The sequence below is a fragment of the Mesorhizobium sp. B2-6-1 genome (genome assembly GCF_006440475.1).
Classification (GTDB): domain Bacteria; phylum Pseudomonadota; class Alphaproteobacteria; order Rhizobiales; family Rhizobiaceae; genus Mesorhizobium.
In genome coordinates this window covers 183,739-197,322 of record NZ_VFUH01000008.1, presented here as the reverse complement: position 1 = coordinate 197,322, position 13,584 = coordinate 183,739, and the positions used below count along the sequence as shown (strand labels likewise).

At 56.9% G+C, this 13,584-nt stretch carries 17 protein-coding genes; 15 read left to right on the top strand and 2 right to left on the bottom strand.

Going from position 1 to position 13,584, the window contains the following annotated elements:
* The first annotated feature begins 31 nt into the window (after nucleotides 1-31).
* The 15 genes from FJ443_RS18250 to FJ443_RS18180 all read left to right on the top strand — a co-directional run bounded on the left by FJ443_RS18250 (nucleotide 32) and on the right by FJ443_RS18180 (nucleotide 11,447).
* Nucleotides 32-364 carry a hypothetical protein gene (locus tag FJ443_RS18250; RefSeq protein ID WP_140665215.1) on the top strand — a complete coding sequence of 111 codons (333 nt, stop codon included), beginning with the start codon at nucleotides 32-34 and terminating at the stop codon, nucleotides 362-364.
* A gap of 44 nt (nucleotides 365-408) precedes the next feature.
* Nucleotides 409-939, top strand: coding sequence for a hypothetical protein (locus FJ443_RS18245; RefSeq protein ID WP_140665212.1), 531 nt, complete (start codon nucleotides 409-411; stop codon nucleotides 937-939).
* A gap of 56 nt (nucleotides 940-995) precedes the next feature.
* Nucleotides 996-1,451, top strand: a complete 456-nt coding sequence (locus FJ443_RS18240) for a terminase small subunit (protein WP_140665208.1) — start codon at nucleotides 996-998, stop codon at nucleotides 1,449-1,451.
* Nucleotides 1,452-1,637: 186 nt separating this feature from the next.
* Complete coding sequence (locus tag FJ443_RS18235) at nucleotides 1,638-2,183, top strand: hypothetical protein (protein ID WP_140665204.1); 546 nt, start codon at nucleotides 1,638-1,640, stop codon at nucleotides 2,181-2,183.
* A gap of 217 nt (nucleotides 2,184-2,400) precedes the next feature.
* Complete coding sequence (locus tag FJ443_RS18230) at nucleotides 2,401-3,168, top strand: recombinase family protein (RefSeq protein ID WP_140665202.1); 768 nt, start codon at nucleotides 2,401-2,403, stop codon at nucleotides 3,166-3,168.
* 135 nt (nucleotides 3,169-3,303) lie between these two features.
* The gene (locus FJ443_RS18225) at nucleotides 3,304-3,615 is read left to right on the top strand and encodes a helix-turn-helix domain-containing protein (RefSeq protein ID WP_140665199.1); all 312 of its coding nucleotides are present in this window, start codon (nucleotides 3,304-3,306) and stop codon (nucleotides 3,613-3,615) included.
* A gap of 240 nt (nucleotides 3,616-3,855) precedes the next feature.
* Nucleotides 3,856-4,209: a hypothetical protein gene (locus FJ443_RS18220; RefSeq protein WP_140665197.1), complete on the top strand. Its 354-nt coding sequence runs from the start codon at nucleotides 3,856-3,858 to the stop codon at nucleotides 4,207-4,209.
* A 528-nt stretch (nucleotides 4,210-4,737) separates the two neighbouring features.
* Nucleotides 4,738-5,661, top strand: coding sequence for a hypothetical protein (locus tag FJ443_RS18215; protein ID WP_140665194.1), 924 nt, complete (start codon nucleotides 4,738-4,740; stop codon nucleotides 5,659-5,661).
* Nucleotides 5,658-6,776, top strand: coding sequence for a DGQHR domain-containing protein DpdB (gene dbpB, locus FJ443_RS18210; RefSeq protein WP_140665191.1), 1,119 nt, complete (start codon nucleotides 5,658-5,660; stop codon nucleotides 6,774-6,776). The genes FJ443_RS18215 and dbpB (FJ443_RS18210) overlap by 4 nt, the downstream gene beginning before the upstream one ends.
* Nucleotides 6,773-8,104 carry a tRNA-guanine transglycosylase DpdA gene (gene dpdA, locus FJ443_RS18205; RefSeq protein WP_140665189.1) on the top strand — a complete coding sequence of 444 codons (1,332 nt, stop codon included), beginning with the start codon at nucleotides 6,773-6,775 and terminating at the stop codon, nucleotides 8,102-8,104. The genes dbpB (FJ443_RS18210) and dpdA overlap by 4 nt, the downstream gene beginning before the upstream one ends.
* Complete coding sequence (gene dbpB / locus FJ443_RS18200; protein ID WP_224618979.1) at nucleotides 8,049-9,149, top strand: DGQHR domain-containing protein DpdB; 1,101 nt, start codon at nucleotides 8,049-8,051, stop codon at nucleotides 9,147-9,149. Before dpdA ends, dbpB (FJ443_RS18200) begins: the two co-directional genes overlap by 56 nt.
* 2 nt (nucleotides 9,150-9,151) lie before the next feature.
* Nucleotides 9,152-9,787: a 7-carboxy-7-deazaguanine synthase gene (gene queE, locus FJ443_RS18195; protein WP_140665186.1), complete on the top strand. Its 636-nt coding sequence runs from the start codon at nucleotides 9,152-9,154 to the stop codon at nucleotides 9,785-9,787.
* Nucleotides 9,784-10,137: a 6-carboxytetrahydropterin synthase QueD gene (gene queD / locus FJ443_RS18190; RefSeq protein WP_140564067.1), complete on the top strand. Its 354-nt coding sequence runs from the start codon at nucleotides 9,784-9,786 to the stop codon at nucleotides 10,135-10,137. Before queE ends, queD begins: the two co-directional genes overlap by 4 nt.
* A gap of 13 nt (nucleotides 10,138-10,150) precedes the next feature.
* Nucleotides 10,151-10,888 carry a 7-cyano-7-deazaguanine synthase QueC gene (gene queC, locus FJ443_RS18185; RefSeq protein ID WP_140665184.1) on the top strand — a complete coding sequence of 246 codons (738 nt, stop codon included), beginning with the start codon at nucleotides 10,151-10,153 and terminating at the stop codon, nucleotides 10,886-10,888.
* The gene (locus tag FJ443_RS18180; RefSeq protein WP_140665181.1) at nucleotides 10,881-11,447 is read left to right on the top strand and encodes a VUT family protein; all 567 of its coding nucleotides are present in this window, start codon (nucleotides 10,881-10,883) and stop codon (nucleotides 11,445-11,447) included. Before queC ends, FJ443_RS18180 begins: the two co-directional genes overlap by 8 nt.
* Nucleotides 11,448-11,656: 209 nt before the next feature.
* Here FJ443_RS18180 and FJ443_RS18175 read toward each other — a convergent pair whose 3' ends face one another.
* Together FJ443_RS18175 and FJ443_RS18170 are read right to left on the bottom strand one after the other, a co-directional pair.
* Nucleotides 11,657-12,451: an HAD family hydrolase gene (locus FJ443_RS18175; RefSeq protein WP_140665178.1), complete on the bottom strand. Its 795-nt coding sequence runs from the start codon at nucleotides 12,449-12,451 to the stop codon at nucleotides 11,657-11,659.
* 3 nt (nucleotides 12,452-12,454) lie between these two features.
* Nucleotides 12,455-13,411: a hypothetical protein gene (locus FJ443_RS18170; protein ID WP_140665175.1), complete on the bottom strand. Its 957-nt coding sequence runs from the start codon at nucleotides 13,409-13,411 to the stop codon at nucleotides 12,455-12,457.
* Between the last annotated feature and the right edge of the window lie 173 nt (nucleotides 13,412-13,584).

Sequence of the window (13,584 nt, the reverse complement as noted above, 5' to 3'; positions counted from 1 at the left end):
CCGGCGGATCCGGGCAAACACGGAGGTAGCAATGACGTTAGATCACAGGATTTCTGAAATGCGGAGGTTTATGCGCCAAGTACGAGCCAAGCCGCCAGTATGGAGCGAGTCAGCGCATGGCAGGACGCCAGATGTTCTGCCAAACCTGCCGCAAGAGATTGAGCCATTGCTCCGCGCAATTGAGAAATATCGCGCCACAATACAAGTGCTCGGCAAAGAAGAATTGGACGAGCTATGCGCAGACTTAGTCGGCCAGTTGCTGAACTGGCGCTATGGCGAAGACTGGAGATGCACTGCGATGGCCTTGTACCATTTGGTGAACGCGGAGTCGTTTCGCCGAGCAGATGAAAAGAGAACAGGCTAGCACGAGGGGGTGTGTTCCTCTGTATCGTTGAACAAGGATTGAAGATGCCAATCGCAAAAGAGCTTTTCAAAGTCAGGACGACCATTGCAGAATTCCATGGCTGCAAGGATGTCTCAATGCGATGGGTTGTTGGGTGCCGTCAGCGACCACCGGTTCCGTATACGGACGCTATCGGCGATTACCACCTCTCGGGCGATCCGTATGCGAGAGCGTGGATTAACGAATTGTTCACGACCGATGAAGCTGCCGCCCTCATTAAATATTTGACGGACGTACACCCGGACGACAGGCACAGCATCGAGAAGATAGAGCTTCCAGCTTCCGGCGACCTGTTTCCCATCAGTGCCGTCGCCATTGGCGGCCCACAAGGCTGTTACCCATTGTCGGGAGAGCAAACCTACGATCTACCGTTTGTGGTCGAAGGCTACTATGACCTCCGGTCGTATGAACCTCTGCCCGATCGCAAATCCGATTTGAATCGACGGAAAGCCTTTGCCCGCAGCACGTTCTTCGTCAAAGGCGACGGTGAGATCGTCAACGCTGCTGATCTCGAAAAGATCGAGCCGCTCCATTAAAGGGCGTCGACAAATCTGTGGTGTAAGCTTGGCATATTCGGTATTATGATACCGCTATGTCAAACGCCAGATTGAACATGCGGCAGGAGCGTTTCTGTCTTGGCCTCGCCGAGGGCCTCCCTCAATCGCGAGCCTATATCGAGGCCGGCTACACGGCGCGCGGCAATGCCGCTGAAGTGGAGGCTTCCAAGATGGTCAGGTTGCCTAAGGTGGCCACGCGCATCGCTGAGTTGCGAGCCGACGCCGCAAGGCGGTCAGAAATCACGGTCGACGATCTGGTTGCTGAACTTAACCTGATGTTGAAGCTCGCGCTGGCAACGAAGAACCCTGCCGCTGGCGTGACTGCTGTTATGGGCAAAGCGAAGCTGCTTGGGCTGATCATCGACAAGGCAGAGGTTGATACTGTTCTACGCAAGCCGGCGCGTTCGCCGACCGACGACACGCGTATGTCACTGGAGGAGTGGGAGCAGCGGTTCAAGCCCAACGCTGGTTCCGCAACTCGGCGGCACTAAGCCTTCCGCCGCGCGCCAGAGAAAGCGGAGCCCGCGAAAGAGACTGGGATCGTCTAGGGCTAGGCCAGAGACGCGAAACAAGCCGACCGACTTAGGATCGGCCCTGTTGAAATAAAATGAGCTTCGGCATTGACGCTGATGAATGTAGGATGTACATCCGTTCATATTCCTAATAAGGAGATGGACATGCCTACACGGACCGACGCACCTGCCGCCCCCTTTAAGTACACTGTCCCGTTTACTGCCTCCGCAAATGCTGCGTTGTTGGCGGCCGCCCAGGCTGAGCGGATGGAACCGACCGAAATCATCCAGCGCGCAACCATCAACTACCTCATCGACGCTGGACACATGCCCCAAGAGGAAGCTGATCGCTTCAAGCTGTTCTGGTGGCTGGTCGACGAAACCGTGCTTGCCGCCCAGAAAATTTGCCGGGACGGCGGTTTTTCTCGGTCTATCACGCTCGATGCCATTCACGCCTGCATGAATGACCCTAAATGGATCGAGAGGTATCGAACCTACGTCCGAGACGACATCTTTAAGAATGGCAATCCTGAAAAGGGCCCGATCAACCGCGAAATCGGCTTTCGGATTCGCGCCGGCATTGGTGGGGTGGTCGAAAAGACCCCTAAAGGCAAATCTGCAACCGTGAAGGTGCTGGGCGAAATCATCCAGAGCTACACGCCCATGGTCGATTATGACCGCGCCGTGTTTGGCCCTTCCAACGCCGCGTAACCGTGAAGCCGTCTGCACCAAGACGAGTGCGTATGTCACTCGCCTTAGTGCAGGATTCCTAAGTGTCGGGGCAAAGCGTCCGACATATCGAAGCCTTGCACAAATGCATCTTGCAAAGCCGTGTTTACAAGAGCCCGTGTCATCGCGGCCGCAAAAATCGCACTGTAAGTTTTACAGACGAGCGTATACATTCCTTACACCAACAAGGAAGTCGCCGATGAAGCCGGCAATCATTTATCTTCGCGTCTCAACCGACCGTCAGGGCAAGAGCGGCCTCGGCCTTGATGCCCAGCGCCAGTCAATCGCCCGCTTCGTCGAGGCCGAGGGGTTCGAGGTGGTCGGCGAGTTCGTCGAGGTCGAAACCGGCAAGGGCTCCGACGCCCTCGACAGGCGACCGCAGCTCAAGGCGGCGCTTGCTACCGCTCGCAAAGCCGATGCCCCGGTGATTGTCGCCAAATTGGACAGGCTCAGCCGCAACGTCCATTTCATCAGTGGCCTGATGGCTAAGCGGGTGCCGTTCATCGTTGCAGAGCTTGGTCCCAAGGTCGACAGCTTCATGTTGAACATCTATGCGGCGGTCGCCCAGCAGGAGCGCGAGTTGATCAGCCAGCGCACTAAGGAGGCCCTGTCAGCGGCAAAGGCGCGTGGAGTGAAGCTAGGTGGCCCGAACCTTCCTATGGCGCAGAAGAAATCACTCGCCGTTCGTATGCAGCAAGCGGACGCCTTTGCCGAGAATGTTATTCCGATCATCCGCGATATCCGCGCGACAGGAGCCTCGCTGCGCCAGACCGCTGCAGCGCTGAATGCTCGCGGCATCGCCACGGCACGGGGCGGAACGTGGACGGCCGTGCAGGTGACGGACATCGTCAATCGTGATGCTCGCTTGAGGTCCAATCAGCGCGAGCCAGTCGCTGTTGAGCCCCAAGATGAAGTGGCAGAAGGTGCTTCGTCTGGATCGCGGACCCCACTCGGCTCCCGCTGGTAGCCATGCGGAGGTGGCCCGCCCCCCCGGCGCGCAAGGCCGAAACAGCCGCGTCCGCCTCCAACCTCGGACCACCCTATTGGCGGGTCGGCACTTGAATATGTTATCGACATCTCGGTGGGGGCCGAGGCTGACCTGATGAACGACGCTTTCAAGGAAGTAGCTGCGCTGGTGGACGATTTTGATCGTCGATTGAGGCGCATCGAAGATGACGTGGCCCACATTCTGGAATTACTGCAGCAGAAGAGGGTAAATCCTCCCGAGGCTGACAACGTTCGCCTGAACAAAAGACTTGCTTACACGCTGCGTGAGGCGAGCGAGACTACGGGTCTTTCGAGGGCAAAATTGTATGGATTGTTTAAAGAGGGGAAATTGCGCCGGAGCAAGGCAGGTGGGCGCACGTTAATCCTGGCGACCGAGTTGGAGCGGTACTTGCGGGAGGTGAGCTAATCAACGGGTGCGAACGGGGCAGCCGCCTCACCGGCAAGCGTTGGACCAATCTCCCCGAACTCATCATCTTCAGAACGCCTTACTTGATGGCTCGGGCGTTTAAGCGCCCACATGACCAGACCATTTCGGTTCGAGTGGCCAACTGGACCGCATTGTCAGCAGACAGCGTGTCAGCCTCTCTGCGCACTCTCGGGGCGGTGCTACAGTCCGGCATGGTCGGCAGCTAATAGGACATAATCCATGCCCGCGATCACCCGCCGTACTCTTCTCGCGCTGACCGGCGCGGCGGCTGCTGTCGATCCCGTGTCCGCTGACGTAAGGACCTCGCCGAAGCTGCAGGCACTGATCGCGGCTCATGAGGCGGCCTATGCGGCGTTCCACCGCGTTGTTCATCGAGCGGGGAGCAACAGGGACGACCGCGACCGGGCCGACAAGGTCGAGCAAGAGGCACTGCTGGCCGTCTGCTCCTATCCGGCGATCAGCCGGGATGACCGCCGAGCCAAGGCGAAATATCTGCTCGCCGTTGAGGCTCGTGGCGAGCTTGATCTGGAAGAACACATGCAGGCCATCCTGCGCTCAACGATGCGGGGCTGATCGCGCCTCACCAGATCTCAAGGAGCGCAAAAGGTGACGGTGATGCGGCGAAGTACTTCCGCACAATGCATGGATCCGAACCGCGGGCGCTACAGCGCGAAGACAACTGCCGAAGAGGTTCGATAGCTGTAGGTAGGACAGCCCAAAACAGAACCAAGAGCAAAGGCTGCGCATCAGGCCAACCGCAGCCCGCTCGGGGGCTAGAGTCGACCCGCCACGCCTTTGATCGCTGCACACCTTGCCCCTGGCACCCTCGCTCACCGTTAACGGGGGGGGCGGCCGGCTTGACGATATAATTTGTGGGCGGCCTTCAGCTTAGCTGGTCGCGGAGCTGCGGGGCGGATTTGGGCGGTAATTTGTTTCAGATCGGGCATGCCCGCCGATCCATACCCATGTGCTGCGCGCGCGAACATGCTAACAGCATTTATCGCGTCAATCGGAGTGGAAAAAGTGCGATTTAATGTGGTCAATGTGCTTTCGATCGCCTATGCATAAATGCGTTAGACCGCTCACCTTGGACGGGATTTTGTGGCGCTGGTGATCACGACTTGTACGAACCGCAAACGCAAACCGGTCACAGATAGTCTCCGTGCGTCCTCTCTTCTGCAAGCAAATCTGGTCGAACTCGCAGGACGATGGTGTGATCGCCTGGCGCTGGCCAAGCCCAGATTCCCGGCCTCACAACTTTATGGGGGTAGGGCGTTCAGGGAGGCTACTGCCGCAGCACAGGCGATAGACGCGCGGCTGTACGTGGTCTCGGCTGGTCTGGGCTTGATCGCCGCCTCGGCCGAGGTTCCGTCTTATGCGTGTACGGTTTTGCTCGACGCTGATGACAGCATCGCTGCGCGCGTCACAGGGAGTTTTGTCCGTTCGGTATGGTGGAAAGAACTCAGCCGGTCCTCGCCATTTTCAGAGCTTCTCCGGCCCATCATTTCGCAATCCGATGGTCTGGTGTGCGCAGCACTTTCTGACGCTTACCTTGATATGATCAGTCTGGATCTGGTCGAGTTAGCGGCAATAGATCGGCACCGCCTTCGAATTTTTACTCGCACCCAAGTCGAGCGGATAGCGCCCGAGTTGCGGAGTTTCGTGATGCCGTACGATGATCGGCTCGACGGACCTGATAGCACGATGCGAGGCACGCGCAGTGACTTTGCCTCGCGGGCCCTTCGGCACTTCGTTGAGTATGTACACATTGCTTTCGGTAGCAATGACGCGGCAACGGACTCCCTGCACGTCACTGCCATGCTACGGGATTGGCGATATCCGGCAAGGGTTGAGCGGGAACGATGTGACGATGACGCGATGCGGCGTCTGATCAATGAACATTGGATTATGGCAAACGGTAGCACCGCCCGCCTTCTGCGGCTGTTCCGAGACGAACTAAATATCGCCTGCGAACAGGGCAGATTGGCGGGGCTGGTGCGCGAAGTCAGGGCGGAACGTTCATGACTGCAGTGGAGCATCTAAAAATTCGAGCTGTTCGTGCTGAACAAGGTGGAACCGGGGTTTTCGCATTCTTTCTTCAAGGCTCTGACATCACGCGCATCGCCGATATCAGTCGTATCCGTCGCGAGGAGCAAGAACTCAAGGGATTTCAGCGCGGCGTGATCCGTGAACATGTGAAGCAGATCACCGCTTTTCTGGACAGCGGTCCGGTGCTTTTCCCAAATGCCATCATCCTCGCAATGGCGCCCGAGGTGGAATTTGCATCGGCGCGCGGGCGAGCACCAGGAAATATCTGCGAGGTTGGGGACGCAGGTACGCTAACGATCCCGATTTACCCGGAGGGACGACGAGCAGCGTGGATCGTTGACGGTCAGCAACGCTCACTAGCACTTGCGGAGGCAAGGGATCGGTCGATTGCTGTCCCGGTAATCGGTTTTGTGTCAGCACAGCTTGCCACACAGCGAGAGCAATTCATTCTGGTAAACAAGGCGAAACCGCTTCCTACGCGTTTGATAAATGAGTTGCTTCCGGAGGTCAGCGTTCTTCTACCGCGTGACCTTGCTGCGCGTCAGTTGCCAAGTGCGCTTTGCGAGGCGCTCAACACAGATCCAAGTTCGCCATTCTACGGACTGATCCGCCGCGAATCTGACGGCAAGGACAAGGTCGGCATCGTCACCGACAATTCGCTCATCGAAACGATGCGCATGAGCCTCAAAACGCCAGCGGGGGCGCTCGGCCAATTTAAGCACAATGGACGTGGCAACGACACAGAGGCAATGTATGAGGCCCTGTTGCTCTATTGGTCAGCGGTCCGCGATACGTTCCCCGACGCTTGGGGTAGGCCCCCGGTTGAGAGCCGTCTTATGCACAGCGCAGGTATAAGAGCGATGGGCGCGCTGATGGACCCTATCATGCTTCGGGCCGATGCTGCGTCCGATCGCGTGGCGGCGGTTCGCGCCACACTCAAGCGCCTCGCGCCTCATTGCGCGTGGACGAGCGGTTCTTGGAAGGGCCTCGGTATTGACTGGAACGATATCCAGTCAACGTCGCAGCACATCAGCAAGCTTAGCGATCATCTGATGCACCTCGAGCGTGACCTCGCGCGAGGCGTCGCATGAAATTCATCTTTGCTGACAGCCTGGACTATGTAGATCCCGCATTCGACTTCATAGCCGATCGCAGTCCGGCGGAGCGGCAACCCTATTGGGACGATGCTTATCCGCACGAGATCTTGGGCTATGCGCCTTATGATGGAGTGCTGGTGTCGCGCGGTATTGTTGGAGACCACCGTGTGAAGGGCAAATACACGGCGAGCCAGGCGCGGCGCTTTGGCTTGGTTGGTGTCCGCAAATTTCTCCGCCTCGACAAGCCAGAGTTCACGCATTTGGACATCTTCGGCGACTGCGGCGCCTTCACCTATGTCAACGAAGAGCGTCCGCCATACACCCCGGCAGAAATGGCCGAGTTTTATGACGAGTGCGGCTTCACTCACGGCTGTTCCGTCGACCATGTCATATTTGACTTCGATCCCGCCGGCGTCGGGATGGAAGGTGGGGCTACCGATGCTAAGCAACGATTCGACATAACGCTTGAGAACGCCGATCACTTTCAGCGTGAAGCCGCGCAGATGGGTGCGAGTTTCACGCCGCTGGGGGTCGTTCAGGGATGGTCACCGGGCAGTATGGCCGAAGCCGCGCGGAGGCTCGTCACCATGGGGTACGAGTATCTGGCAATCGGCGGCATGGTTCCGCTCAAGTCGCCGGAGATCAAGATTTGCCTAGACGCTATTCGCGCCGCGGTGCCAGCCTCAACCAAGCTTCATATTCTAGGTTTCGCTAAGGCTGACGATATCGACAGCTTCCACGGTTACGACATCGCCAGCTTTGATACGACATCGCCGCTGATACGAGCGTTCAAGGATGCCAAGAAGAATTATTATCTTCCGGGCGACGGGCTCGCGCTGCGGTACTTCACGTCGATCCGAGTGCCGCAGGCGATCGAAAATCCTAGGCTCCAGCGTAGCGTAAAAAGGGGAATGTTCCGCGCCGAGGATTTGGTCCGCATGGAGGGGGCGGCGCTTGGATCGCTTCGCGCCTTCGATCGCGGCGAAGCCGATCTTGAAGAGACGCTGCATAATGTTCTCGCCTACAGTGCGCCGCTATTTGAAGAGAAGCCGTACGAAGACTGCAAAAACAGTCCAGCGCTTTTGCAACTCGCGAAGCGCTATCGGGAAACCCTGTCGGAACGGCCATGGCAGCAATGTCCTTGCTCGATATGCGCGGCCACGTCGGTAGAGGTAATCATCTTCCGCGGCAGCAATCGCAACAAACGCCGCGGGATTCACAATCTCGCTGTCTACAAAAATCATATTGAACGATTGGATTTGAAGCGTGCTGTCAATCGAACCGATGAAATATCTCGCTGTCTGTGCCCAGCAGAGTCCTGAGCATCAGGTACTCACCTTCGCGGCGAAAGCTGCTGACGTCTTGCGCTTTGCGTCGATTGAGCGCATTGGCCGCGATGCACAGGGCGAACTCAGCGGGTTCCAGCGACCGCAGGTTGCAGCCCACATTCGAGAAATTCGCGACTATCTCGAAAAGCCAAATGCTGTGCTCCCCAACCCTATTGTAGTCGCGTTCACCGATCGCGTCGCAATTGATGATCTTGGCAACGGGGCCGCTACGCTCACAATCGACATCAGCGGGGGCACGCCCGGGCTCATTGTCGATGGTCAACAACGCCTTTCGGCGCTTACCCAGATTGATCGCGACTTCCAGGTCTTTGTTTCGGCACTGATCTGCCGTGATGATGCAGAACTACGGCGCCAGTTCGTGCTCATCAACAACACTCGACCGCTACCCAAGTCGCTCATCTACGAACTGCTACCGACGGTCGACGACTTGCCGCCGCGCCTTAGCCGGCGGTCCATGGCGGCGAACCTGACCGCGCGCCTCAATTTCGAGAATACCGCGCTGAAAGGCTACATTAAGCAACACACATCCCCGGGCGGTATCATCGCTGATACGGTTATCCAGAAAATAATCATGGAATCGCTTGCAAACGGTGTGATGCGCGAGCTGATAAAATCGCATGACGGTGAAACGAGTTGCGTCCGACTTATCTCGAACTTCTTCGACGGAGTGAAGCGAGCGTTTCCCGAGGCCTGGCATGGCCACAACCCCAGTTCGTCGCGCCTGTTACATGGTGCTGGCATTCAGGCGATGGGGGATGTCATGGAAGTGTTGGCGCAGCGCGGGAGCGCTCGCACCGTCAACGACTTTCAAGATGGCCTCCAGTGTCTCAGGGGCAAAACCGCTTGGACCGAAGGTAAATGGGAGTTGGGCGGGGAGGTTCGAGGCTGGAACGCGCTTCAGAACGTCAATCGCGATATCTCGCTCCTGAAACACTATCTTGTCGGCGTCGTGAAGGCAGATCAGCGCCGGAGGCGCAAAGCGGCGCCGACTCCACTCCTCGATAGGGCAGTTGGCTAACGATGAGCTACGCAGTTAAGGAAATATTCTACACTCTCCAAGGTGAAGGCCGTCAGGCCGGACGCGCGGCCGTTTTTTGCCGTTTCGCGGGATGTAACCTTTGGTCCGGCAGGGAGGCGGATCGCCTCAAGGCCGTGTGCCAGTTCTGCGACACCGATTTTGTGGGCACGGATGGCGACGGTGGTGGTCGCTTTGTAACATGCGACGACCTAGCAAGCGCCATCGAGGCAAAATGGTCTCCGTCACTGTCTCAACGCAGGTTCGTCGTATTGACAGGCGGCGAACCGCTCCTCCAAATCGACCCGCCTCTCATCGATGCCCTGCACGACAAGGAATTCGAGATCGCCGTCGAAACCAACGGTACGCTCACGCCACCCCCAGGGATCGACTGGGTTTGCGTCAGTCCAAAGTCAGGCGCTGAAATCGCGATTAAAACCGGAAACGAACTCAAGTTGGTATTTCCGCAGGTGGGCGCAGAACCGCAGCGCTTTGAAGCGCTGGCCTTCGATCATTTTCTGCTCCAGCCAATGGATGGGCCTGATCGCGTATCGAATACCCAGGACGCGGTCGCCTATTGCCTAGCGAACCCCCGTTGGCAACTCAGCCTGCAAACTCACAAGCAACTTGGAATCAGATGAAAATAACTCAGGCATTCACCTTCGAAGCCGCCCATAGGTTGCCCCATGTGCCGTTGACGCACCGCTGTCACCGCCTGCATGGCCATTCCTATCGAATCGAACTCCGCCTCGAGGGCCCCGTTGACGCTATCACCGGCTTTGTCGTCGATTTCTTCGACGTGGAGGCTGCCTTTAATCCACTGCTCCTTCAGCTCGACCATTATTGTCTCAACGATGTCGAAGGCTTGGAAAACCCCACTGCCGAAAACATTGCGATATGGATCTGGAACCGCATCAAGCCTGCGGTTCCGCAGACGTCTGCCGTTGTCGTCTACGAGACGCCAGATTGCTGGGCTGAATATGAAGGCTGAACAGGAATCCCAGATGGAAGAGTCGAAGGCCATTGTTCTGTTTTCCGGTGGGCAGGATTCGACCACGTGTCTTGCCTGGGCGCTTGAGCGGTTTGCGCACGTCGAGACGATTGGGTTCGACTATGGCCAGCGCCATCGGGTCGAACTTGAGGTTCGTCCGCAAGTGTTGGGCGCCATACGCAACCAATTTCCCCGATGGGAACGCAAACTGGGGGAGGATCGTGTACTTGATCTCAGCGTTTTCGGCCAAATCAGCGATACGGCGCTAACTCGTGACGTCGAAATCGCCATGCTTGCCAATGGCCTTCCCAATACTTTCGTGCCAGGTCGCAATCTGCTGTTCATGATTTTTGCAGCAGCCTTCGCTTATCGCCGTGGCGCGCAACACTTAGTCACTGGCGTCTGCGAGACCGACTATTCGGGGTACCCTGATTGCCGGGATGACACGATGAAGGCGATGCAAATCGCCCTGAACTTAGGGATGGACCAACGCTTCGTCATTCACACCCCTTTGATGTGGATCGACAAAGCTGAAACCTGGCGCCTAGCACAAAGTCTCGGTGGAGCTGTGCTCGTGGACTTGATCCGCGACGAAACGCAGACCTGCTACAATGGCAATCGTGTTGATCAGCGCGACTGGGGATACGGCTGCGGTACATGCCCGGCTTGCGAGTTGCGCGCGCAAGGATATCGACAGTTTGTTGAACGAGATGCAACGCCACCGTTGACGGAGAAAGTTTCCAATGGCTGACGTCGACCGCCTCCGTATGACGGAAGGAGTTGTGTTCGCTTCGTGCTTTGCTGGGTGTATCCCGCTGGCCAACTGGCTAATCGGGAATGTTGGGACGACCTGCATACCGAATGGTCCATGTTTGATTCCCGTGGCGCCCGGAATTGAGGCTCCTAGCGGTGTGTTGGCGGTCGGTCTCGCCTTGGTGCTGCGCGACCTTGTTCAGCGTCGACTTGGACTAAGATGGGCCGCCGCCGCGATTGTGATTGGTGCCTTGTTGTCAGCGAGTTTTGCACCGCCAGCACTGGTCGTCGCTTCCACTATCGCTTTTCTGTTGTCGGAAATTGCTGACTTAGCAGTCTACACTCCGCTGCAGCGCCGGGGATTCATCCGCGCCGCTGTCGCAAGCAGCATGGTGGGGCTTGTCATCGACAGCATCGTGTTTCTCGGCCTGGCGTTCGGTTCTGTTGAATTCTTGGCAGGACAAGTCGTAGGTAAGGCCTGGATGGTATTGGCCGCCCTTCCATTCCTGGCATTGCTGCGCGCGCGAGACCGTCGACTCGGCCTTATGCCGGCTTGAAATCTGGAGACCTGCTGTTCATAGCAGCCAAAAAAGGTCGCTCCGGGACAACGTACAAACCAGGATCACCAAGAATGGGAGCCTTTATCCTGGAAGGCGGCTTCGAAAGCATTTGGCCTCGGCGTCGGTTCGTCCTGTCACTTTGCTGTCGCTTCGCGAACGCGGGGCTTGCGCTTGGGACTATTTTATTTAGCCGAGTTGCGCTGGCGCTAGGTATGTCGGACTCGCGCTTCGACCTTGCCGGCTACCGGGCCAAAGACGATCGCAGGCACTTGGTCAAAGCTGGAAATTACATGATCTGGCTGCACCGAAGCTTGATCGGGTGTCCAGCGTGGCTGAAATCCTCCTGGGAAATAGATTGTTTCAAACCCAACTGCTTTCGCCGGGCCGATATCACGGTCGAGTTGGTCGCCAACCATGAAGGCTCGCTCAGGCGCGCCAGTCAAGGAAAGCATCCGCCTATAGAGGTCCGGTGTCTTTCGGCCTTCTATAATCCGATCAAAAAAATTGGTGAGTTCAAGAAGGTTGGCATTTCGCTCTACCTTAGCCTTTGCTCCTTCGGTCACAATCAGAAGCAGACAGCCCGATTCTTTGAGCTTACGAAGTCCCTGTGCGACACCCTGGCGAATTCTTGGCACCTTTGCCAGATCGCCAAAAAAGCTCTCCTCGATTGCGGGGAGATCTCCCTCCGACAAGAGGTAGTCCTTGCCGCCACCCCATGCAGCCCGGGCCGCCTCGTTAGGCTTCGCACCCCTGAGTGCCAGTTCGGTGGCACGAACAAGCAACCGTGGGGGATAGCGCAAACCAGCATGATGGCGCTCTGCCAGGGCCTGATCGATTGCACGCACGAACCGAAGGCGATCTGCTTGCGGTGTCGTGGTGCCAATCCTGGATTCGACCGCGCCAAGAAGGGCAACCTGTGCGCCGGCGAACACTGCATCCGTGTCCCACAACGTGTTGTCGGCATCGACGAACACCGCAACTAGGTCAGGATTGCGACTCATGAGTTACGGTCCTCTACAAGGGCTTGGGGCTGCGGTCCCTGAGACCAAATTGTTGACCAATGGCCCTAACGACAGGCTAAGTTCAATTCCACAAGAATCCGACGCTGGCCTCGTCGGGTTGATGGTTGTTTTGGCAATCACTAGGAGAACCACAAATATGAGAAGAAAACGTAGGGCGCAAGCGAGCAGAAGTTGAGCAGGTTGTAAATATCTAAGCTTATCTGCAGTTTTCGTAGCAACTAAATACGCTTCGACGACATAATTTTCTAGGTATTTAACCTTTAGCTCTGGCCTCAGAGCGATATGGGTCTTCCCATCTTTTTCTACGTTGGTGACAAAGGAATTAACCCAACCGGTCGGCGAGACACCAATCATCTCTCGAAAAAAGAGGTATGATCGAGTTGGTCCAGCTTGACCATCGACTGTCGCCTCAGCCGGATACTTGAACGTCGTCCGTGTGGCGTGGAAGGTGACGAGGGCACCAGTCAACGCCGACAACACGAAAAGAGAGAAGCTCAAATAGGTACCCGCCAGGAGTAAACCCCACCCGACTGGAACGGCCCTAATCATTTGCAATGGGTACTCTCCGGTGAAGGTGGTGAAGAAGGCTCCGGCCAGTGCAGTTAGAAATGTTGTAACCGTCAGCAAACGAGTCGCCTTTTGGTCCTGATATTCGGTCTGCTGTTTCGCCTCGTTCAGTGACGCGCGGGCGAGGTCGATCGCTTTGTCCAAATCCTCATCAGCAGGATCAAGGTCTTTCCAACGCTTTGTCGCGTCGACCATCTCTTTGATGATCGCACCCGACGATACGCTCTCAATCTTCTCGGTCCCCAGGCGTGGGTAGAAGTCGATACCTTTGTTGCAAAATGAGCGGACGATGGCTTCAAACCACCCCAAATCAGCATGGGTGACGATCTTGTTAGCTCTCGGCCCAGTTTCTCCATTTTGATTCTCACTCATGTCTCCCCCTTCAGCCGATTCACCCGATATAGCACGGCTTATTTTTTTGGGTCGTCGTCTTGCTGAATGAAGGCAGAGCGTTGCAGCCTACTGACGCGCGAATTCGCCGAAAGTGACTGTTGAGAGCCCGGATCAAGTGTGACTCGTGGGATGGCGCCAGCCTGGTGCGTAAT